Consider the following 21,220-nt stretch of genomic DNA (forward strand, 5'->3'; position numbering starts at 1 on the left):
TCATCCACGCGGGGAGGCATGGATGGGCAGGAGCCGCAGAAGTATTCCGGAGGAGCTACTGCTTCTCGCCTTGGACCCGACCACGGGCACCACGGCGCAGCCGCAGTCGCTCGACCTAGGCCTTGCCGGGGCGCAGCTAGTGGAGCTGGCTCTGGCAGGGCGAATAGCCCCTGATGGGGATCGTATCGCCGTGGTGCACCCACGGCCGACAGGAGATCCGACCCTGGACTCCGCGCTCGAACTGCTGCGGCGACGCGGCAGCCCCGTGCGTGCCGTCCACTGGATCGGCGGACCCCGCCTGGGGCTCCGTCAGACGTATCTCGCGCATCTCGAACGGTGCGGCATGGTGCATGCCGTGGCGGGGCAGATGTGCGGGGTGCTGCCGACCACTCGCTATCAGGCGACCGACAGCGAAGTCAGCCGGGAGATCAGGGCCCGGCTGGACAACGCGATCCGCACCGGCGTTCCGCCGGACCCGCGGACCGCGGCGCTGGCCGCGCTCGCCCATGCCGTGGGGCTCGGCAAGCACCTTTATCCGGGTAACGAAGGCCGGTCCTCGCGATCGCGCCTGCGGGATCTCATCCGTTACGACCCCCTGGGCGGCCTCGTCGCGCACGCGGTCATGGACGTACAGAACGGCGTCGCCGCACAGCCGAAGCGAGCGCCCGCACAGGGGCGACCCTCGGCGGGGCACGGGATGGCCCGGGCCGGCGTCCGATGAGCGAGAAGAGCAGTAGGCAGCACAGCAGTAGGCGATAACTGGACGGACCGGTATCCGGAGGCAGGGCCCGGACACCGACACCGCACCGTCCTCAGCGACCCGGTCACGGGAGCCGCTGCGATGCGCGGGGCATGGGCCGGCACCACCGGTCCGTGCCCTGCGCATCGCTGTTTTGCGCGCCCCGGAAGGCCTCCGCATGGCCGGGAAGGCCCGGGAAAGGTCGACCATACGACCATTTCCCAGCGGGCTGATGACCGGTAGTGGCAGGCTGCTGACAAGCAGTACTCAGCAGTGCAGAAACCATTCATACCGGAGGTGCACATCCCGTGGCCGCCAACGTCAACCCCACCGTCAGGCGACGCCGTCTCGGAGCCGAACTGCGCAAGTTGCGCGAGTTGAAAGGCCTCACGGCGGAAGCGGTCGCGGCAGAACTGCTCGTCTCCCAGTCCAAGATCAGCCGACTGGAGAACGGCCGCCGCAGCATCAGCCAGCGCGACGTCCGCGACCTGTGCGGGGTCTACGGGGTCGACGATCCCCACATGGTCGAGTCACTGATGAACATGGCTCGGGAGTCCCGCCAGCAGGGCTGGTGGCACGCCTTCGGGGACGTGCCCTACAGCGTCTACATCGGCCTGGAGATGGAAGCGGCGTCGCTGCGGACGTACGAGTCGCTGATCGTGCCCGGCCTGTTGCAGACCCGCACCTACGCGGAGGCCGTCATCTTCGGCATGGGCCCCGAGGCGACCCCGGCCGAGATCCAGAAGCGCGTCGACGTACGGCTCAAGCGCCAGGAGCGCGTGACCGACCCGGAGTTGCCCCTGCGGCTGTGGGTGGTGGTCGACGAGTCGGCGCTGCGCCGCGAGGTGGGCGGCTCGCAGGTGATGTACGAACAGCTGGAGCACCTGGCGGACATGAGCACGCTGCCGCACATCACCGTCCAGGTCCTGCCGCACGACGTCGGCGCCCACCCGGGCATGTACGGGGCCTTCGCCGTCCTGGAGTTCGAGGACAGCGCGGACTCGTCCGTGGTGTACCTGGAGGGCGTGACGAGCGACCTCTACCTGGAGAAGCACACCGATGTGCAGAAGTACGCGATGATGTACGAGCACCTTCGCGCCCAGGCCCTGAACCCCGAGAAGTCGAGGGAGTTCGTCCTGGACGTCGCGAAGGAATACGCGCCCTGAGGCGACTCGCCGCAAGGCGAGGCGGAAAGGTACACCTGCCACCCTCTCCGTGGAAGACGCAAATGGAATATGCCATCCGGTCGAGTGACGACCCCTCTTCAGACAGTGATGTTGTCGCGTAGCGTCGAGACGTGCCCTACCTCACAGGCACACCGCAGCACGTCTCACACGATCGGAGCAACGATCATGCATCGGGAAGACACGGCCCTCTCATGGCGGAAGTCCTCGTATTCGGGGAACAACGGCGCGTGCGTTGAAATCGCCCTCCCGGACACCCAGACCATTGCCGTACGCGACTCCAAGGACCCGGCCGGGCCGACCTTGAGCTTCTCGTCACGCGGCTGGTCGGCCTTCGTGGCCGAGGTCGGCCAGGGGGCCTTCGACCGTCCGTAAAATCCGCAGCAACCGAGGCAGCACCTGTGCCAAGCCCTCTCGACCGGCTCGCCGTCCTGGCCGAGGGGGCTCGTTGTTGCCTCAGCGCAGTTGATCGACGTACGTGTCCGTGCCCGGGATCGTCGGGATGAAGGGCGCCACCACCTCGACCCGGCCCAGATGGGCCGCGGCGACCGCCTCGTCCGGGCCCGTGAAGTGCTCCTCCCACACTTCTCGCGGGTCCCGTTGCAGGAACCAGAGCAGGGCGAGCCGGGTGTCGGTGCCCTCGACCTGCTTGACGTACGACATGCGGTCCAGTGGCAGCGGGGTGGGCATAAAGACGGTGACCATGGCGACGGGCGAGCCTCCGGCCAGCCGCTTGGGAAGGTGCCGGGCGCGCAGCCACTCCAGCAACTCCGCCCGCTGCCCGGCCGATTCGGCGTCGACGACCTGGACGACGAGCCCGGCGTAGGGGTGGTCGAGGGCGTGAATGTCGCGGGGCCCCGCGGCGCCGTCGCGGTAGACGGTGGTGGTGTGGTCCTGGAAGGCCGTGAAGACGTGAGTGCGGGCGTGGTGGACGCGGGCCTCGCGGTTGAGGCGCTTGTTGATCCGGACGGTCCACTTCATGTGGTCCGCGTAGCGGCCGACGGTGATCCAGTAGACGGTGAGATAGCAGCCGGCGGTGACCGGCTGGGCCACAGCGGACTTCTCCGGGTAGCGGAGCTGTTGCAGCTCGCGGGTCGCGACCCAGCGGCGTTCGGCGTAGAGCCAGGGCATGGCCATGGCGCCGGCGATGAAGTGATCGTCCTCGTACCAGCGGTTGTACGCGTACTCGTGGCCCGGGTGGGGCTCGACCATGGTGATCAGCGCGTGCCCGAACCGGGGCTCGTACGGGCCGACAGCGGCCAGCCCGGCATAGCTCTCGCTGCGCGTATCGTCTGTCATACCTACGGTTAAGCTGACTGGCTGTCAGATTTGGAAGAGTGTGACAGCCCCGGCGAGCTAGATGTAGCTTACATGTAATTCCGTGCAGTGAAGGAGTCAGTCATGCGTGCCCCCGTTCCCGGCCTCGCCACCCGTGCCACCTCGGTCGCCGGATCGCCGGTACGCGAGATCCTGGCGCTGACCGCACGGCCCGAGGTGATCTCCTTCGCGGGTGGCCTCCCCGCCCCCGACTTCTTCGACACCGAGGGGATCCGGGCCGCGTACGACCGCGTACTCGCCGAGGACCCCCGGCGCGCCCTGCAGTACTCCACCACCGAGGGCGACCCGGCGCTGCGCGCGGCCGTCGCCGAGCGGCTCGGCACCAAGGGCCTGCCGACCGACCCGGACGACCTCCTGATCACCGGCGGCTCCCAGCAGGCGCTGACGCTGCTCGCGACCGCCCTCCTGGAGCCCGGCGACGTGGTCCTGGTCGAGGACCCGACCTACCTGGCCGCGCTGCAGTGCTTCGGCTTCGCCGGGGCACGGGTCGTGCCCGTGCCGTCGGACGACGACGGCGTCGACCCCGCGGCGCTGGAAGAGCTGGTCGTCCGCGAGCGGCCCAAGCTGCTCTACCTCATCCCGACCTTCCAGAACCCGACCGGCCGCACCCTGCCGGCCGACCGCCGCGCGGCCGTCGCGGAGATCGCCGAGCGCCACGGTCTGTGGATCGCCGAGGACGACCCGTACGGAGAGCTGCGCTACGAGGGCGACCACATGCCCTGGATCGCCTCCCTCCCGGCCGCCGCCGACCGCACCATCCTGCTCGGCAGCTTCTCCAAGATCATGGCCCCCGGCATGCGACTCGGCTGGCTCCGCGCCCCCGCCGCCCTCCGCCGCGCCTGCGTCATCGCCAAGCAGTCCGCCGACCTCCACACCTCGACCATCGACCAGGCCGCCGCCGCCCGCTACCTCGCCGACTCCGACCTCGACGCCCACCTCGTCCGCGTGCGCGGCGCCTACCGCGACCGCCGCGACGCCCTCCTCGGCGGCCTGAGCAACGCCCTCCCGCCCGGCAGCTCCTGGAACCACCCCGAGGGCGGCATGTTCATCTGGGCACGCTTCCCGCGCGGCCACGACGCCACAGCCGCCCTGCGCGTCGCCGTCGCCCACGACGTGGCGTACGTCCCGGGCGCCCCCTTCTTCGCGAGCGACCCCGACCCGGCGGCGCTGCGGCTGTCCTTCGTCACCCACACCCCGAACGAGATCCGCGAGGGGCTCATGCGACTGGGCAAGGCACTGGTAATCGTCGCCGCCTGAACCCTGAACTGACGATCCGTCAGAAAAACAGCTCCGGGTGCGCCCGGAACTGCGGGCCGGGTCGGCGAGTGAGCCGAAGCGGAGCGGTCGCTGTCGAAATGGGGGCACTCCCCCAGACTCCGTCACTGTGGGGGTCCCCCCGGACGGAGTCTGGGGGGACCCCCACAGTGACGGAGCGCAGCGGAGGCGAACTCGCCTCAAAAAGGTGGGCCGTGATGCTGCTTCAGAGCAAAACCATCGTCGTCTCCGGCGTCGGCGCCGGCTTGGGCCACCGCGTCGCGGCCATTGTCGTACGGGACAGCGGCAACGCTGTGCTCGGCGCGCGCACGGAGGCGTACCTGGCGGTAGTAGGTCGGACGGGTCGATCCGGCGAAGTACGTGCTCATGGCGGGCTGTCACGGGCGCCCACAACAACGCCATGGAAGGTCAAGAGAAGGCAAAATCGTTCTGGCTTCTGACTTTGGTTCATGTCCTTGAACCCGTTCACAAGGCGGACCCCTGGAGGGGGCATCAAGGCATGAACACTCTCGACTGGGCTGTGCTCATCGCGTACTTCGGCGTGATGGTCGCGATCGGCCTCTGGTCCCACAAGCGCGTCGACAACGTCAGCGACTTCTTCACCGCCGGCGGCAAGATGCCATGGTGGCTGTCCGGCATCTCGCACCACATGTCGGGCTACAGCGCCGTCATGTTCACCGGCTACGCCGGCATCGCGTACACGTACGGCGTCACCTCGTACGTCACCTGGTCCTTCCCCATCGCGATCGGCATCGCGATCGGCTCCCAGCTCTTCGCACCCCGGCTCAACCGGCTGCGGTCCAGGCTGCACGTCGCCTCGCCGCTCGAATACCTGAAGAACCGCTACAACGTGCCCACGCAGCAAGCGCTCGCGGTGTCGGGCCTGCTGCTGAAGATCGTCGACGTCGGCGCGAAGTGGGCGGCCATCGCGACCCTGTTGTCGGTCTTCACCGGCGCGTCGCTCAACCAGGGAATCCTCATCACCGGCGTGGTCACCGCCGTCTACTGCACCGTGGGCGGGCTGTGGGCGGACGCGCTGACCGAGCTGGGGCAGTTCCTGATCCAGCTGGTGGCCGGGGTGGCGATGCTGGTCGCGGTGCTGGGGAAGATCGGCGGCTTCAGCGGACTGTGGAACGTGTGGGACCGGCTGCCGGCCGCCCACACCCACCCCACCGCCGGGCCGTACACGGTGACCTTCCTGCTGGCGTATCTCTTCATCAAGACCTTCGAGTACAACGGCGGCATGTGGAACCAGGCCCAGCGCTACATGGCCACCGCGAACGCCCACGAGGCCACCCGCTCGGCGCGGCTCTCCTCGGCGCTGTGGTTCGTCTGGCCGCTGGTGCTGTTCTTCCCGATGTGGGTCGCCCCGCTGCTGGTCAAGGCGCAGAAGCCGGACGCCTCCGACGCCTACGCGCTGCTCACCGAGCAGTTGCTGCCGCACGGGCTGCTCGGCCTGGTCGTCGTCGGCTTCTTCTCGCACACCATGGCGATGTGCTCGTCCGACGCCAACGCCATCTCGGCCGTCTTCACCCGCGACATCGCACCGGTCGTGTCCCGCGCGGCCCGGACCTGGACAGAGCGGGCCGGGCTGGTGGCGGCGCGGCTGTCCACGATTTCCTTCCTGGCCCTGTCGATGGCGCTGGCGACGCAGGTCAACTCCCCTGCGTTCAAGGACATCATCACCGTCGTCATCAAGTGGGTCGCCGGTCTCATGGGACCGATCGCGATCCCCTTCATGCTCGGCCTGCTGCGGCCGTTCCGTAAAAGCGGCCCGACGGCCGCCCTGGTCTCCTGGGCGGCGGGCCTGTTCGCCTTCTGGCTGACCAACTACGGCCTGAGCGGCGTGCAGTTGCAGATCCAGATCGTCACGCCGCTCGCGACCTCGCTCGTCCTGTACGTTCTCATCGGCCTGATCAAGCCCGAGGACACCCCCGAGCGCGACGCGATCCTCGCCCGCATCAACTCCGACGACGACGGCTCCGCGGCCGCCGATGCGGTGCCGGCGGCCGCGGGCGCGGACAGGACCTAGATGGTGCAGGGTGCCGGCCGGCGGTCACATGACGTCGGCCAGCTCCTGCATCAGCCGCCGCTTGGGTCGGGCACCGACCATGGACTTCACCGGCTCACCGGCCCGGAAGACCATCAGGGTCGGCATGGACAGGACTCCGTACGCTGACTGGGTCTCCGGGTTGGTGTCCACGTCGATCACCACCACCTTGAGCCGGCCCTCCTCCTCGCGAGCCACCTCCGCCAGCACCGGGGCGATCTGGCGGCAGGGCGGGCACCAGTCGGCGGTGAACTCCACCAGGACCGGGAGGTCCGCCTTCAGGACCTCTTCGGCGAACGTCGCGTCCGTCACCGTCTTCACGTTTCCGTACTCCCCTCACAGGTGAATTCGCAGCGCGGTTCGGATGCCACCAGCTCGGCCTTCGCCAGCTGCGACCCGATCCGCTCCCGGACCGCGGTCAGCCCGGCGATGCAGTCGTCGAGCTCGGCGAGCTTGCGCCGGTAGACGTCGAGCGAGGCGGGGCAGGAGTCGCCCTCGGGATGGCCGGCGCGCAGGCAGTCCACGAACGGCCTGGTCTCCTCCAGCTCGAAGCCGAAGTCCCGCAGCAGCTGGATCTGGCGCAGCAGCCGCAGATCCTCCTCGTCATAGGCGCGGTAGCCGTTTCCCGCCCGCCGCGCGCGCAGCAGGCCGCGCGACTCGTAGTACCGCAGGGCACGTGTGGTCGTCCCCGCCCGTTCGGCCAGCTCTCCGATCCGCATGCGTACGACGGTAGACCTTGACGCCGACGTCAAGGCCAGAGCCGGGTCTCAGGCGCTGGGATAACGGTCCAGCCACACCGGGGAGGCGCCGTTGGGGCCGTGCAGGGCGGGGGCCTGGGTCATCTCCATGGCGAAGTCGTCGGCGAGCTGGAGGATGGTGCCGCGTCCCTCCAGCTCGGCGACCCAGGCGGGCGGCAGGGAGGTCTCGCCGTGCTGGACGCCGAGGAGGTTGCCGCAGATGGAGCCGGTGGAGTCGCTGTCGCCGGAGTGGTTGACGGCCAGCAGCAGCCCGTGGCGTACGTCCTCGGCGACCAGGGCGCAGTAGACGCCGATGGCGAGGGCTTCCTCGGCCGTCCAGCCCTCGCCCAGGGACTCGACGCGCGCCGCGGACGGCAGACCCTGCCGTACGGCCCCCAGGGCGCTCTGGAGGGCGTCGGTGGTCTCCTCGTGGCCGGGGTTCGGGGAGAGCAGGGCCAGCGCGTGCTGGACGGCGCCGTCCAGGGCCTCACCGCGCGCGAGGCCGTGGACGATGACGGCGAAGGCGCCCGCGGCGAGCGTGCCGGTGGGGTGGCCGTGGGTCTGGGCCGCGCATTCCAGGGCGAGCTGGAAGACCAGCTGCGGCTCCCAGCCGACGAGCAGCCCGAAGGGTGCGGAGCGCATGACGGTGCCACAGCCCTTGGAGTCGGGGTTCTTGGGCCGCTCGAGGGTGCCCATGCGGTCGTCGCCGAGGCCGGTGAGGCAGGCCCGGCCGGGGGCTCTGCGCGAATACAGCCACTCCTCGCGGGCGAGCCAGCCGGTGTCCTTGCGGCGCTCGTCGGGACCCCAGTCGTTCTGGGTGGCGGCCCAGCGCAGGTAGGCGAGGTGGATGTCGGTGGGCGGATGCCAGGCGCCGCTGTCGCGGCGGACCTGGGCACGTATGAGCCCTTCGGTGGTGAAGAGGGTCATCTGCGTGTCGTCGGTGATGCCCCGCGTCTGCCGAAGGCCTGGACGTAGTCCGTGACCCCGTCCTGGCCGTGCGCCTGCCGGATCGCGTCAAGGGAGTCGAACTCCACGCCCGCGCCCAACGCGTCGCCGATCGCGCCGCCCAGCAGGCACCCGCGTACACGGCTGCGGAAACCCTGCTGTTCAGCGCGCCCCCATACGGCTGCGCACATGCCACACCTCCAGCCAGATCGTCGCCCAGCACTGTAATCGACCAGGAACGGTCAGCTCTTGGCCAAGTACGGAATGTGAGGAGTCACCTATGAGGTCTTTGCCGAGCGTTTCTGCGCCCGGGGCCGCCGGACAGGCCCTAGTTCTCCAGCACCGGAAGCAGTTCGGGCAGGTGTCCGTCCGAGGCACGGCCGGCCGCGATCCGCTCGGCCGTCACCTCTCCGTACGTCGTGGTGCGCTGCCGGTGCGGCCGGCCTGCGGCGTCGGCGATGGCGACGAGGTCCTGGATGGACTTGTACGAGCCGTAACTCGAGCCCGCCATGCGGGAGATGGTCTCCTCCATCAGCGTGCCGCCCAGGTCGTTCGCGCCCGAGCGCAGCATCTCCGCAGCGCCCTCGGAGCCCAGCTTCACCCAGCTGGTCTGGATGTTGGGGATGTACGGGTGGAGGAGGAGGCGGGCCATGGCGGTGACGGCGCGGTTGTCGCGCGGGGTCGGGCCGGGGCGGGCGATGCCGGCCAGGTAGACGGGAGCGTTGGTGTGGATGAAGGGCAGGGTCACGAACTCGGTGAAGCCGCCGGTCTCCTGCTGGATCTGCGCGAGCAGGCGGAAGTGGCCGAGCCAGTGGTGGGGCTGGTCCACGTGCCCGTACATCATCGTGGAGGAGGAGCGGATGCCCAGCTCGTGGGCGGTCTTGACGACCTCGACCCAGGTGGCGGTGGGCAGCTTGCCCTTGGTGAGGACCCAGCGCACCTCGTCGTCGAGGATCTCGGCGGCCGTGCCGGGGATCGAGTCCAGGCCCGCTTCCTTGGCGGCGGCGAGCCAGTCGCGGATCGACATGCCGGTGCGAGTCGCGCCGTTGGCGACCTCCATCGGGGAGAAGGCGTGCACATGCATGCCCGGCACACGCTCCTTCACCGCCTTCGCGATGTCGAAGTACGCCGTGCCCGGCAGGTCCGGGTGAATGCCGCCCTGCATGCAGACCTCGGTCGCACCGACCTCCCACGCCTGCTCTGCGCGGTCGGCGACCTGGGAGAGGGACAGGGTGTACGCGTCGGCGTCGGTGCGGCGCTGAGCGAAGGCGCAGAAGCGGCAGCCGGTGTAGCAGACGTTGGTGAAGTTGATGTTCCGGGTGACGACGTACGTGACCTCGTCGCCGACCGCGTCCTTGCGTACATCGTCGGCGATCCGGCAGAGCGCGTCCAGGGCCGGGCCGTCCGCGTGGAGCAGGGCCAGCGCCTCGGCGTCGGTGAGCTTGGTGGGGTCGTCGGCGGCGACGGTCAGTGCGGTGCGTACGTCGGCCTCGATGCGGTCCGGGATCATGCCGGGCGCGGCCTGCTCGCGCAGGGCCTCCCAGTCGCCGTAGACGGCGTCGAAGTCGTCGCGGCGGTCGGCGGTGCGGCCGGTGGTGTCGATGGTGGCGTGCAGGTCGGTGCGGCCGGTGGACGTGAAGGCCTCGTCCGGCTCCTGCCATGGCAGGCCCTCCGGCTTCACGCCTTCCAGGGCGAGCGCGGTGTCGGCGTCCGCCAGCGCTCGTACGTGCGGCAGCAGGCGCGGGTCGAGCCAGGGCTCGCCGCGCTGGATGAACTCCGGGTAGATGGTGAGGCGTTCGCGCAGGGTGAAGCCCGCCTCGGCGGTGTGCTCGGCGAGTTGGTCGATGTGCGGCCACGGGCGCTCGGGGTTGACGTGGTCCGGGGTCAGCGGGGAGACCCCGCCCCAGTCGTCGATCCCGGCGCCGATCATCAGGGCGTACTCGGCGTCGACCAGGTTCGGCGGCGCCTGGACGCGGGCGTTCGGGCCGAGGATGAGGCGGGCGACCGCGATGGCGGCGGCCAGCTCCTCGAGCTCGGCGTCCGGCATGCCGCGCATCGCGGTGTCGGGCTTGGCGCGGAAGTTCTGCACGATGACTTCCTGGACGCCGTGGTACTGGCGGGCGATGCGGCGGATGGCGAAGAGGGACTCCGCCCGCTCCTCGTACGTCTCGCCGATGCCGATCAGGATGCCGGTGGTGAAGGGGACGTTCGAGCGGCCCGCGTCCTCGAGGACGCGGAGGCGGACGGCCGGGTCCTTGTCCGGCGAGCCGTAGTGCGGGCCGCCGGGCTCGGACCAGAGGCGGGTCGCGGTCGTCTCCAGCATCATGCCCATGGAGGGGGCGACGGGCTTGAGCCGCTGCAGGTCCGTCCACGACATCACGCCGGGGTTGAGGTGCGGGAGCAGGCCCGTCTCTTCGAGGACCCGGATCGCCATGGCCCGTACGTAGGACAGCGTGTCGTCGTATCCGTGCGCCTCGAGCCACTCGCGGGCTTCCGGCCACCGGTCCTCGGGGCGGTCGCCGAGCGTGAACAGGGCCTCCTTGCAGCCCATTTCCGCGCCCCGGCGGGCGATGTCCAGCACCTCGTCCGGGGACAGGTACATCCCGTGGCCCTCGGCGCGCAGCTTGCCGGGCACGGTGACGAAGGTGCAGTAGTGGCACTTGTCCCGGCACAGCCGGGTGAGCGGGATGAAGACCTTGCGGCTGTACGTGATCGTGCCGGGCCGGCCGGCGGATTCCAGGCCCGCGTCGCGGACCCGGGCGGCAGTGGCGGCCAGGTCGGTCAGATCGCAGCCCCGCGCCTGGAGGAGGACGGCTGCTTCCCCCGTGTCCAGGGCGACGCCTTCGCGGGCCCGCTTCAGCGCGCGGCGCATGCCGTTGGCGGTGGGCGGCGTGTTCTGCGCCTCCGGGCGCGGCGTGCGTTGCGTCATCCTCAGAGCATAGGTGGGGGCCCAGGGGTGCGCGCTGTCGCCTTGATCACCCATTTCTTCAGCGACTCGGTTCGCCAGGACAGCCGGGCTTGACGCCACCTTTTTTGTGCGGCTCGGTAGGTCGGCCGTGCTTGACGGCCACCTTTTGAGCGGCTCGGTTCGCCTCCGCTAACTGTCGACAGTCGATCGTGCTCGGTCGCTCGTTCCTCGCGACCTGCGCGCGTTCTCCTTTTCGACAGCGACCGCTCCACTTCGGCTCACTCGCCGATGGGGCATCGGAGAACTTTGCTCACCGTCAGAGTCCAGCGCCGACCGCTAGCGGGGCCGAGTGGAGCTCGACGACGAGCTGGGGGGTGAGGAGCTCGCCGGCGCGGTCGGCGAGGACGGCCATTTCGTAGCCGACGAGGCCGACGTCGCAGCCTTCGGCGGCGAGGACGCCGAGGCAGGAGCCGTCGCGGATGCGGCCGACCATCATGAAGCCGCCGAGCATTTCGATCATGACGAGCTTCATGCCCTGGAAGCCGTGGGTTGTGGAGGCGTTCTGGGCGAGGGAGGTGATGCCGGAGACGACGGCGGCGAGGTGGTCGGCGCGGTCGCGGCCGAGGCCGTCGGAAGCGGCCATGAGGAGGCCGTCGGAGGAGACGGCGACGGCGTCGGTGACGCCGTCGGCCGTACGGACGAACTCGGAGATGAGCCAGCCGAAGCTTTGGGCATTGGTCACGACGGTCGTCCTATCTGGCTTCGGCACGGGCGACGCCGGCGCGGAAGCCGTTGAGCATGGCAGATACATGGGAAGGGGTGCCGGACGTACGAACGGGCTTACGGGCCGCCGGCGCGGGCTGGCCCGGGGCCGGGACCGGGTCCGGGGCGAGGAGGCGGCCCGGGAGGGTGACAAGGGCGGAGACGCCGCCGCCGGGAGTGTCGAAGAGCCGGACCTCGACGTCGAGGCGGCGGGCGAGGCGGCCGACGACGTAGTGGCCGAGGAAGCGGGTCGGGGCCACGAGGAAGGCCTCGTCGCCGGCCAGGCGGGCGTTGGAACGTTCGAGGTCTGGGCCGGGCATGCCGACGCCGTGGTCGACGACCGCGAGGCAGTATTCGTCGCCGTCGGACCAGCCGTGCACCTCGACGGGCTCGGTCGGCGGGGAGAAGGTGAGCGCGTTCTCGACGATCTCGGCGAGCAGATGCGCGAGATCCGCGACGGCGTGGCCGCGCAGATGGCAGGGCTCGACCGTGGCGACCATGACGCGGCGGAACTGCTCGACCTCGGCCAGAGCCGCCTGCACCAGCTCCAGGCTGCCGGCCATCCCGCTGGACGTACGGGGGGTGTGCTGGCCGACGAGGACGAGCAGGCTCTCGGCGTTGCGGCGCATGCGCGTGGCGAGGTGGTCGAGCTCGAACAGCTCGGCGAGGGCGTCGGGGTCGAGCTCCTGGCTCTCCAGGCGGGTGATGAGGCCCAGCTGGCGGCGGATGAGGCCCTGGCTGCGGCGGCCCAGGTTGGCCAGGGACTCGGTGGTGTTGCGGCGCAGTACGGCCTGCTCGGCGGCGAGCCCGACCGCCGTGCGCTCGACGCCCCGCAGGGCCGCGGCCACCTTGGTGACCTCCTCGGAGCCGTTCAGTCCCCGTTCCGGCTTGCCGTCGTCCGCGTCCGGCAGCCTGCCCTCCTCCTGGATCCGCCGTACGGCCTCCGGCAGCCGCTGCCGGGCGACCTCGTCGGCGTCGCGAGCGAGCGCGTCGAGGGGGCGGTGGGTTGCGCAGTGCTCACAGTTGCTGATGGGATGTCAGGCGTCAGGTGGTCATGGTCGTACCTGACGGTCCGTCAGACAAGGGGTCACGCGAAGTCGGGATCGGCGAGGTCCACGGTCCCGTCTATGAGACGACCGGCAACAGGATCCGCCACACCGCCTCCTCCAGTCCGTGGACCGAGGCGATCCACCCCACGCTCTCCTCCGGCGTCCCCAGTTGCGCCGCGCGCGCCAACTCCCCCAGCAGTTCGCCCAGGTCGCAGTGGCGCAGCGGGGGCTCCAGCCGGCCGCCGCCGAGGCCGTCGGCGACGTACCGCTCGTACGCGACGGCCGAGCGCAGGACGCCGACCGGCCGCCAGGACGCCGCCAGCCGGTCCGCTCGCTCGCCGCCGACACGGGCGCCGTCGGCCTCGATGACCTGGGTACGGGACCGGTCCACCGCCAGCGAGGTCCACGCGTCGCCCCCGGTGAGCACCGCCGCCGGGCGGCACCGTTCGACGGCCTGCGCGACTGCGCCGGGGCGGTCGGGGCCGCCCGTACCGGCCGCCACCACGGGCACCGCCGACATGCCCGCGTACAGGCAGCCGAAGAAGGCACCGGCGAGGTCCACCCCCTGCGGGTAGGCAAGCAGGACGCGACTGCCGGGCGGCACCACAAGACCCAGCCGGGCCGCGACCGCCCGGGCCCGCCGGTCGAGGTCGGCGAAGCTGCAGCCGAGGAAAGGCGTGGCGTCGGGCCGGTTCGCCGCCCGGCGCCGGAGCAGGGGCCCCGGCAGGCGCCGTACGCTGACCGGCACGCCGCGGGCGCCCGTGTCGGGGCCGCTGGGTCCTTTGGGGCCGTCAGGGCCCTCCGGTCCATCCGGGCCGTTCGGGCCGCTCACGGCCTCCGGCATGCATCGTGAGCACATGGGCAGCCCGTCACTCCCCCCGGCACACGTACACGAATCGAATTGGCCCGACACACACAGCACAGCCCCCGCGGCGACACAGATGGAACCTCAAATTCCCGGTAACTCTTCGCGCAGCGCCCCCCGTCCGGCTACCCATAGGTGACCTGGACCGGTTGACACGGCAAACTGGCACGGCGACCACTGTTGCGGTTCGCGATGAACGATCGATAAACGCGCCCGTCGCGACCGGAAACGGCGCGTCGGCACAGGGGGCAGGAATGAGGAGCGGCAACGCAGGATCCGACCCGCAGGCGGTGCCGAGCGCGGAGCGGCGCTTCACGGTCCTAGGCCCGGTACGGGCCTGGCGGGGCAACGAGCCGATCACCAGCATGCCGCCGCAGCAACGCGCCCTGCTGGCCGCCCTCCTCCTGCGCGGCGGCCGCGCCGCCACCGCCGCCGAACTCCTCGACGCCCTCTGGGGCGAGGAGCCGCCCGCCACCGCCCTCGCCGCCCTGCGCGGCTACGCCTTCCGGCTCCGCAAGGCCCTCGGCACCGACGCCCTCACCACCGTCGACGGCGGCTACGCCCTGCACACCGAGCCCGCCGCCCTCGACCTCACCCTCGCCGAGACCTACGTCGCCGACGCCGAGAAGGCCCGCGGCGCCTCCGACCTCGGCAAGGCCCGCGACGACCTCGCCCGCGCCCTCGCGCTGTGGGACGGCGAGCCCCTGGCCGGCCTCCCCGGCCCGTACGCAGACGCCCAGCGCAACCGCCTCGCCGAATGGCGCCTCCAGCTCACCGAGACCCGCCTCGACCTCGACCTCCAGGTCGGCTGCCACGCCGAAGCCGTCTCCGAACTGACCGCGCTGTCCGCCGAACACCCCCTGCGCGAGCGGCTGCGCGCCCTGCTGATGCTCGCCCTGTACCGCAGCGGCCGCCAGGCGGAGGCCCTCGGCGTCTACGCGGACACCCGCCGCCTCCTCGCCGACGAACTCGGTGTCGACCCCGGCGCCGAACTCACCGACCTCCACCAGCGCATCCTCGAAGTCGACCCGGCCCTGCTCCAACCCCCCGCCCCCCAGGCCGAGTCCGCCCAGGATCCGGTGCGCCCCGCCCAACTCCCCGCGACAGTCTCCGACTTCACCGGCCGTGCCGCCTTCGTACGCGAACTCGGCGAGATCCTGGCGGACGGCGGCGTCATGTCCGTCTCCGCCGTCGCGGGCATCGGCGGCGTCGGCAAGACCACGCTGGCCGTGCATGTCGCGCACGCCGCCCGCGAGGCCTTCCCCGACGGCCAGTTGTACGTCGACCTCCAGGGCACCGCCGCCCGGCCGGCCGAGCCGGAAGCCGTCCTGGCCTCCTTCCTACGGGCGCTGGGCATCCAGGACTCCGCGATACCCGACTCCCTGGCCGACCGCTCTGCCCTCTATCGCTCCACCCTGGCCGGCCGCCGCGTCCTCGCCCTCCTCGACAACGCCCGCGACACCGCCCAGGTCCGCCCCCTCCTCCCCGGCACCCCCGGCTGCGCCGCTCTCATCACCAGCCGCGTCCGCATGGTCGACCTGGCGGGCGCGCATCTCGTCGACCTCGACGTCATGAGCCCCGAGGAAGCCCTCCAGCTCTTCACCCGCATCGTCGGCCACGAACGCGTCACCAGCGAACGCCAGGCCGCCCTCGACGTCGTCGCCGCCTGCGGATTCCTGCCCCTCGCCATCCGCATCGCCGCCTCCCGCCTCGCCACCCGCCGTACCTGGACCGTCTCCTTCCTCGCCCGCAAGCTCAGCGACGAACGCCGCCGCCTCGACGAGCTCAAAGCCGGCGACCTCGCCGTCAAGGCCACCTTCGAACTCGGCTACGGCCACCTCACCCCCGCCCAGGCCCGCGCCTTCCGCCTCCTCTCCCTCCCCGACGGCCCCGACATCTCCCTCGACGCCGCCGCCGCCGTCCTCGACATGGACCCATACGACGCCGAAGAACTCCTCGAAGCCCTGGTCGACATCAGCCTCATCGAATCCGCCGCCCCCGCCCGCTACCGCTTCCACGACCTCCTCCGCCTCTACGCCCGCGACTGCGCCGACCGCCACGAAACCGACGAGTCCCGCTGCGCGGCCCTCCTGCGGCTGCTCGACTTCTACCTGGCCTCCGCCGCCCGCGCGTACGAACTGGAGAACCCGGGGGACCGCCTGCTCGACCACCTCGTGGCGACCTCACGCCGGGGCGCCGCCTTCACCGCCCGCGACGAAGCCCTGGACTGGCTGTACTCCGAAGCTCCGAGCCTCCTGGCCGCCGTCCAGCAGGCAGCCGGCGGCGGCTGCAACGGACCGCTGCGGCGGGCCGTCGACCTGCTGCTGGTCAGCCAGGACCTCATGGAGTCCGGCATCTACGCCCGCCAGTACGAGCAGGCGACCCGGGCCGTCGTCAGCACAGCCGCCACCTGCGGCGAAGCCCTGATCGAAGCCCGCGCGAGGGTTTCGCTCGGACACCTGAGCGGCCTCTCCGGCAGGTTCGAGGACGCCGACCGCGAAGCCCAGCGCGCCCTGGTCCTCGGTCTGGCCGCCGCGGACCCGCTGGCCAGCAGTTACGCCGCCAACCTGCGGGGCAACGTGGCTTTCCCCATGCGCCGCTTCGAAGAGTGCGCCGCCTACCACACGACGGCTCTGGAAGCCTTCCGCGAAGACGGCAACCGCCACGGCGAGGCCGCCGCCCTCAGCAACCTGGCCCGCGCCCAGATCGAACTCGGACAACTCCCGGCCGCCATCGCCTCCGCCGAGCGCTCCCTGCTCATCTACCGCGGCCTAGGGGCCGGATTCCGTCTGGCCAACGGGCTCTACGCCCTGGCTATCGCCCTCACCGCCGACGGCCGTACCGCCGACGCCCTCGCCTGCCTGTCCGAGGCCCTGCCCATCTTCCGCGAGGCCCGTCAACAGTTCTGGGAAGCCATGGCCCTCTTCCGCATGGCCGAGGTCCATTTCTCCGCCGCCAAACACCGGCAGGCGGCAGCTATCGCGGAGCAGTCCCTCGCCCTCCTCCGCGATATAGGCGGCGAGTACCGCTGGGCCAACGCCCTCACCCTGCTCGGCAAAGCCCTCAACGGCGTCGGCCAGACCGACCGCGCCCGCGCCTGCTGGCGCGACGCCCTCACCGCGTTCACCGCGCTGGGCGCTGTGGAGGCGGACGACGTCCGGCGTCTGCTCAGCGATCCGTCGGCCCCGGCGGTCGCCGTTTAGAGGTGATCCGGCGCCGGAATACCTGGTGTTCCGACACCTCAATGGGTCCGTTTATCAGTTGATTATCGACGCCTGCCACGATTCCATCACTGCGAGAGCTGCCCGCCTGGTAGCGCACGGGGGTCGTTGCCAGGCGGGTTTCGCATCCGCACCTGTCCAGAACCACGAGGGGAGACAGCATGAGCGAGACCACGCCGGACACCACAGAGATCGAAGAGCCCCAGACGGTCACCACCACCGACGACGTGACCACCGAAGAGCCCACGGTCAAGGCCGACGACACCACGGTCAAGCCCGACAACTACCACACCCCGTAACAGCCTGAGCAAGGCCCACGGGGGACAGCACCACCGGGGGGGAACCGGGGGATGAGGACCGACCGTGGCGCGGAGGGGGCGCCGCGGCCGGTCCTTTCGCATGCACGAACCCCATTGAAGATTGGCCAGTAATGGTCGCCAACATCCCTTGTTGGGCTGGGCACTTCACCTGTTAGCGTCAACCCCGGAGCTGAACTGCAGCCTCACGAGCCGCAGAAACCCGCGGCTGCCAGTGGGCACGACACCGGCCCGAGGCCTTCGTCATGTCCCGCGCGTCAGCGCTTGACGCACGTATAAGCCCCGTACACCGACCCCACGAACTCCGCGTCGACGATGTCGAAGCCGGAGGCGTCCAGCATCGGCTCCAGAAGCCAGCGGAAGGTGCTGAATTCCGTACGGAGGTGGTCGGCGAAGTCGTCGCGGGTGTAGCCGGCGGCGGGGTCGGTGACGGCGCCGGACATCCAGCGTTCGAGGACGGCGTCGGCCTCGGAGGGCTGGAAGTCGAAGATGAGGTCGCGGAGGCGCAGGATACCGCCGGGCCGCAGGGAGTCGGCGATGCGCTGGAGGGCGAGGGCTTTCCAGAAGTCGGGGAGTTGGTGGAGGCCGTTGCGGGTGTGGACGGCGTCGGCGGGTGGGCCGGGGTGGTCGTACGAGAGGAAGCCGGCGAGGGCGAAGCCGACGTTCGCGAAACCTGCGTCGGCGGTGCGTTTGCGGAGGGCGTCCTGCATGGCGGGGGAGACGTCGACCGCTGTCACGTGCCCGAAGCGGCGAGCGGCGGCGAGGGTGAACTGGCCGGTGCCGGCGGCGAGGTCGATGACGGTGGAGGTGGGGCCGAGCCCGTGGGCGGCGAGCACGGCGATGTCCTCGGCGGGATCGGGGTGACCCTGCTTGCGGTCGTACCCGGCGACGAAGGCGGCGTCGAGGTGTTCGGGGCCGGCGTAGGCGAGTTCGTCGATCTTCCAGGGCCTGATGGTCATCCTTCGATTCTGAATCGCCCCCGGCTCGGGCCGCCTCTGGTTTTCACCCGCGCGACCGCAGTTCGCCCTTCAGGACCTTGCCGCTCGTGTTGCCGGCGAGGTCGTCCCCGGCCCCGCCCTGCTCGACGCCGCCCTCCGGGCCGCCGCCGTCATCGCCTCCCACCCCACCGAGGCCGTCCAGGGCACCGTCCGCGCCGTCTGGTCCGCCCGCGAGGCCGCGCGGGCACAGGCCCTCGCCCATGCCCCGCACCTCATCGCCCTCGGCAACCTGCCCTCCGACCGTCAGACAGAGCTGTTCACCGGCCGGTCACGGCACTTCCGGGTGCGCTGAAACTCAGGCGGCTTCCTTCGTGGCACTGCTGATGGAGCAACCACTCGACGACGCAGGCGCCTTTGCCCCGCCCACCCCCGTCACGACAGCCCCGACGGTCTTGATCTCCCCCGCCCCGACCAGCGTGTTCGTCAACGTGGCCCTCCCGACCGGGCTGCCGCTCTTTCCACTCATCTGGACCACAGCACTGAAGTAATAAGCGCCGGTACCACCGCTGTTGTCGATCCTCAGCTGGGGCGCCGGCTTACCCGTGTCGGGGTCCGTGCAACTGACGACGGTGATCTGGGACGTGGCATCCGTCGGCCCAACGCTGCTGGACGACGAACTTCCGCTGGTGGCGGACCTGTACGAATGCGAGGTGCTGTGGCTGCTGCTGCAGCCGCCTCCCCCACTACTGCTGTGACTGTGGATGCGGCTACGGGTCTGGAACCCGGTCAACGAGACGACTACGACGGCGAGTACGGCGACAAGCCGCAGCCTGCCGAGACGGCGCTGCATGAAATGAACCCCCGTGTACACGTGACAAAACGTCGATCACCTTAGCAGCGCGCTCATGTGGCGGCCTGCCGCCTCCGGGCGTAACGTCTGGCCCGGGGCGGGAGAGAGCGAGGTACTCCGGTGATGCTCCGCAACATCCTCGGGTCCATCATCGCTCTCGCCGGAGCGACGGCCGCCGTCCTGAGCCCCTTCCGAGCCTGGTACGACGGCCGTCACGGCACCGACTTCCGCATCGAGAACCTCTTCTCCGGCCTCACCCCGGCCCACGCCGTGCTCCTCGGCTCCGTCTTCCTCCCCCTGGCCTTCGCGGCGCTCCTCACCCTGGCGGCGATCCTCTTCCGCTCACGCACCGTGATGACGGTCTCCGGCCTCCTGGTCCTCGCCACCGCCGTCCTGTGGCTGGTCCAGCGCTCCCGCCTCCCGGCCGGCCTCAACACCAACTCCGTCGGCCCCGGCCTCGTCTACGCCCTCATCGGCGCCGCACTCCTGCTCCTGGCCGCCGTCGTCATGCGCGGCCGCCGCCCGCACCGCGTCCCCGACGCCACCCACGGCCACGACCACCCCCTGCCGGGCTCGTACGACCCGTATGGGGACACCCAGACGATGTGGCGGCCCCCGGAGGAGTAGCGCGGCGGCGAGCCGGGGCTCACCCCCGGCGGGCAGCCGCCCCGGTCCCCTTGACCGCGTCGAGGGCGTAGACGCACCGGTCCTTGCTGCTGGCGTAGACAACGCCGCCGCTCACCACGGGCGACCCGGTGATCTCGCCGCCCGTCTCAAGCTTCCAGCGCAGCTGGCCGCCCCCCGCGTCGACGGTATACAGACAGTGATCCTTCGACCCGAAGTGCACCCGCCCGTCCGCCGCCACCGGCGAACCGACGATCTCGGCCTGCGCGGCGAACCGCCACTTCGGCGTGCCCGACACCGCGTCCAGCGTGTAGAGCGCGCTTCCCGCACCCAGCATCACGGCCCCACCCACCGCAAGCACCGGCTCCACCGACTGCCGCTGCTCCGTGGCCACCCGCCATCGGTCCCGGCCGTCCACCGGGTCCAGGGCGTAGACCGTGCCGAGGTAGTCGGCCACGTACACACCGCCCCCGGTCACCCCGGCCCCCGGCACATACGTCGGCGGCCCGAACATCACGGCCGGCGCGTCGAAGCGCCACCGCTCACCACCCGTACGAGCGTCCAGCGCGAGCACACGCGCCCCCGCCGTGACGTAAACGGCCCCGTCAACGACAACCGGCCGCGTCGGCATGCTGCCGGGCGCCCCAGGACCGCCGACCGGGTAGGCCCACAGCTCGGCGCCCGACTCCGCGTCCAGCGCGTGCAGGCGGCCGCCGCCGTGGAAGTAGACGACCCCGCCCACCACGCACGGCCCGGACTCCGGCGACTCGAACTCCGTCTGCGCGCCGCCCCGCTCCCACTTCAGCCGCCCGCCGGCCGCGTCCCAGGCCTGTACGCCGCCGCCTCGGGTCCCGGTGACGACGATGCCGCCCTCGGCCCGCAGGGAGTAGATCCAGCCCTCCACGCCCGTACGCCACCGCTCCGAGCCGTCCGCCGCGTCCAGCGCGTACAGGCTCGGCCCGTCCGACCCGTGAATCCGGCCGCCGTCGACGGCCATGGTCCACGCCACGTCACGCGTCTTGAACTGCCGCCGGCCGGTGGCCACGTCGAGCGCGTGCACCTCGAAGGACGTCACGTAAAGCCGCCCGCCCGAGACGACAGGCGTGCCCCAGACGTCGTTGGACATACGGAACCGCCACGGCCGCCATTCCCCGGCCGGCTGCCCCTGTACGGGCACAGGCGCGGGCGCCGGCCCCTGGGCGGGACCGTTGGCCTGCCCACCGCCACCGCCACGGCCGACCCACCCCGGAACGGGAGCCTCTGCCTGCTGCTCCTTACGGTCGGCCACCCGCAGCCCAGGCCCTATCGGCGCCGACCCGGCGAACTGGACCGGCCCCGCCTCCTGGCCGCCCCCAGGCCCCGCCGCAGCCGCCGCATGCCGCCCGCCCGCGCCACCGGGGCCACCGGGAGCCCCCTGC

At 71.0% G+C, this 21,220-nt stretch carries 19 protein-coding genes and 3 pseudogenes; 12 read left to right on the plus strand and 10 right to left on the minus strand.

Annotated elements, in window-relative coordinates; all coding sequences use genetic code 11:
- The first annotated feature begins 22 nt into the window (after positions 1-22).
- The 3 genes from EFK10_RS09570 (at position 23) to EFK10_RS09580 (ending at position 2,298) form a co-directional block, all read left to right on the plus strand.
- Positions 23-721, plus strand: coding sequence for a GOLPH3/VPS74 family protein (locus tag EFK10_RS09570; RefSeq protein WP_127355302.1), 699 nt, complete (start codon positions 23-25; stop codon positions 719-721).
- A 326-nt stretch (positions 722-1,047) separates the two neighbouring features.
- Positions 1,048-1,905, plus strand: coding sequence for a helix-turn-helix domain-containing protein (locus tag EFK10_RS09575; protein ID WP_127355303.1), 858 nt, complete (start codon positions 1,048-1,050; stop codon positions 1,903-1,905).
- Positions 1,906-2,091: 186 nt separating this feature from the next.
- A complete protein-coding gene (locus EFK10_RS09580) occupies positions 2,092-2,298 on the plus strand; it encodes a DUF397 domain-containing protein (protein ID WP_127355304.1) in 207 nt (68 codons plus the stop codon).
- Positions 2,299-2,379: 81 nt separating this feature from the next.
- On the opposite strand, the gene EFK10_RS09585 is transcribed toward EFK10_RS09580, so the two are convergent.
- Positions 2,380-3,222 carry a hypothetical protein gene (locus tag EFK10_RS09585; RefSeq protein WP_127355305.1) on the minus strand — a complete coding sequence of 281 codons (843 nt, stop codon included), beginning with the start codon at positions 3,220-3,222 and terminating at the stop codon, positions 2,380-2,382.
- 102 nt (positions 3,223-3,324) lie between these two features.
- On the opposite strand from EFK10_RS09585, the gene EFK10_RS09590 reads away from it, so the two are divergent.
- From EFK10_RS09590 to EFK10_RS09600, 3 genes and pseudogenes are all read left to right on the plus strand, one after another.
- Positions 3,325-4,518: an aminotransferase-like domain-containing protein gene (locus EFK10_RS09590; protein ID WP_127355306.1), complete on the plus strand. Its 1,194-nt coding sequence runs from the start codon at positions 3,325-3,327 to the stop codon at positions 4,516-4,518.
- Positions 4,519-4,733: 215 nt separating this feature from the next.
- A pseudogene (locus EFK10_RS48540) lies at positions 4,734-4,862 on the plus strand (SDR family oxidoreductase); the annotation flags it as partial.
- Positions 4,863-5,035: 173 nt separating this feature from the next.
- Entirely contained in the window at positions 5,036-6,568 is a 1,533-nt protein-coding gene (locus tag EFK10_RS09600; RefSeq protein WP_127355308.1) for a sodium:solute symporter family protein, read from the plus strand.
- A gap of 24 nt (positions 6,569-6,592) precedes the next feature.
- Here EFK10_RS09600 and trxA read toward each other — a convergent pair whose 3' ends face one another.
- From trxA to EFK10_RS09635, 7 genes and pseudogenes are all read right to left on the minus strand, one after another.
- Positions 6,593-6,907, minus strand: coding sequence for a thioredoxin (trxA, locus tag EFK10_RS09605; RefSeq protein ID WP_127355309.1), 315 nt, complete (start codon positions 6,905-6,907; stop codon positions 6,593-6,595).
- Positions 6,904-7,305: a MerR family transcriptional regulator gene (locus EFK10_RS09610; protein WP_127355310.1), complete on the minus strand. Its 402-nt coding sequence runs from the start codon at positions 7,303-7,305 to the stop codon at positions 6,904-6,906. Before EFK10_RS09610 ends, trxA begins: the two co-directional genes overlap by 4 nt.
- A 48-nt stretch (positions 7,306-7,353) precedes the next feature.
- Positions 7,354-8,459 (minus strand): annotated as a pseudogene (locus tag EFK10_RS09615) (ADP-ribosylglycohydrolase family protein).
- 137 nt (positions 8,460-8,596) lie between these two features.
- Entirely contained in the window at positions 8,597-11,197 is a 2,601-nt protein-coding gene (locus tag EFK10_RS09620; RefSeq protein WP_127355311.1) for a bifunctional FO biosynthesis protein CofGH, read from the minus strand.
- A gap of 295 nt (positions 11,198-11,492) precedes the next feature.
- Positions 11,493-11,918 carry a roadblock/LC7 domain-containing protein gene (locus EFK10_RS09625; RefSeq protein ID WP_127355312.1) on the minus strand — a complete coding sequence of 142 codons (426 nt, stop codon included), beginning with the start codon at positions 11,916-11,918 and terminating at the stop codon, positions 11,493-11,495.
- A 10-nt stretch (positions 11,919-11,928) separates the two neighbouring features.
- Positions 11,929-12,786: an ATP-binding protein gene (locus EFK10_RS09630; RefSeq protein ID WP_240677104.1), complete on the minus strand. Its 858-nt coding sequence runs from the start codon at positions 12,784-12,786 to the stop codon at positions 11,929-11,931.
- 277 nt (positions 12,787-13,063) lie between these two features.
- Positions 13,064-13,819, minus strand: a complete 756-nt coding sequence (locus EFK10_RS09635; RefSeq protein ID WP_240677105.1) for an AMP-binding protein — start codon at positions 13,817-13,819, stop codon at positions 13,064-13,066.
- A gap of 287 nt (positions 13,820-14,106) precedes the next feature.
- Here EFK10_RS09635 and EFK10_RS09640 point away from each other — a divergent pair, with 287 nt between their 5' ends.
- On the plus strand, positions 14,107-17,055 hold the full coding sequence (locus EFK10_RS09640; protein WP_127355315.1) for an AfsR/SARP family transcriptional regulator: 2,949 nt from the start codon (positions 14,107-14,109) through the stop codon (positions 17,053-17,055).
- 179 nt (positions 17,056-17,234) lie between these two features.
- The gene (locus EFK10_RS47185; protein ID WP_164835901.1) at positions 17,235-17,372 is read left to right on the plus strand and encodes a hypothetical protein; all 138 of its coding nucleotides are present in this window, start codon (positions 17,235-17,237) and stop codon (positions 17,370-17,372) included.
- Between the two features lie 275 nt (positions 17,373-17,647).
- Here EFK10_RS47185 and EFK10_RS09645 read toward each other — a convergent pair whose 3' ends face one another.
- The gene (locus EFK10_RS09645; protein ID WP_127355316.1) at positions 17,648-18,349 is read right to left on the minus strand and encodes a class I SAM-dependent methyltransferase; all 702 of its coding nucleotides are present in this window, start codon (positions 18,347-18,349) and stop codon (positions 17,648-17,650) included.
- Positions 18,350-18,437: 88 nt separating this feature from the next.
- Here EFK10_RS09645 and EFK10_RS49800 point away from each other — a divergent pair.
- The 4 genes and pseudogenes from EFK10_RS49800 to EFK10_RS09655 form a co-directional block, all read left to right on the plus strand.
- A pseudogene (locus EFK10_RS49800) lies at positions 18,438-18,680 on the plus strand (enoyl-CoA hydratase/isomerase family protein); the annotation flags it as partial.
- A gap of 19 nt (positions 18,681-18,699) precedes the next feature.
- A complete protein-coding gene (locus EFK10_RS47190; protein WP_164835902.1) occupies positions 18,700-18,876 on the plus strand; it encodes a hypothetical protein in 177 nt (58 codons plus the stop codon).
- A gap of 54 nt (positions 18,877-18,930) precedes the next feature.
- On the plus strand, positions 18,931-19,083 hold the full coding sequence (locus tag EFK10_RS47195; protein ID WP_206305384.1) for a hypothetical protein: 153 nt from the start codon (positions 18,931-18,933) through the stop codon (positions 19,081-19,083).
- Between the two features lie 218 nt (positions 19,084-19,301).
- Entirely contained in the window at positions 19,302-19,805 is a 504-nt protein-coding gene (locus EFK10_RS09655) for a hypothetical protein (RefSeq protein ID WP_127355317.1), read from the plus strand.
- Positions 19,806-19,824: 19 nt separating this feature from the next.
- Here EFK10_RS09655 and EFK10_RS09660 read toward each other — a convergent pair.
- Positions 19,825-21,220, minus strand: a 1,396-nt coding sequence (locus EFK10_RS09660) for a PQQ-binding-like beta-propeller repeat protein (RefSeq protein WP_164835904.1), incomplete at its 5' end; no start/stop codon positions are given.

This window comes from Streptomyces soli (genome assembly GCF_003999195.1).
Taxonomy (GTDB): domain Bacteria; phylum Actinomycetota; class Actinomycetes; order Streptomycetales; family Streptomycetaceae; genus Actinacidiphila; species Actinacidiphila soli.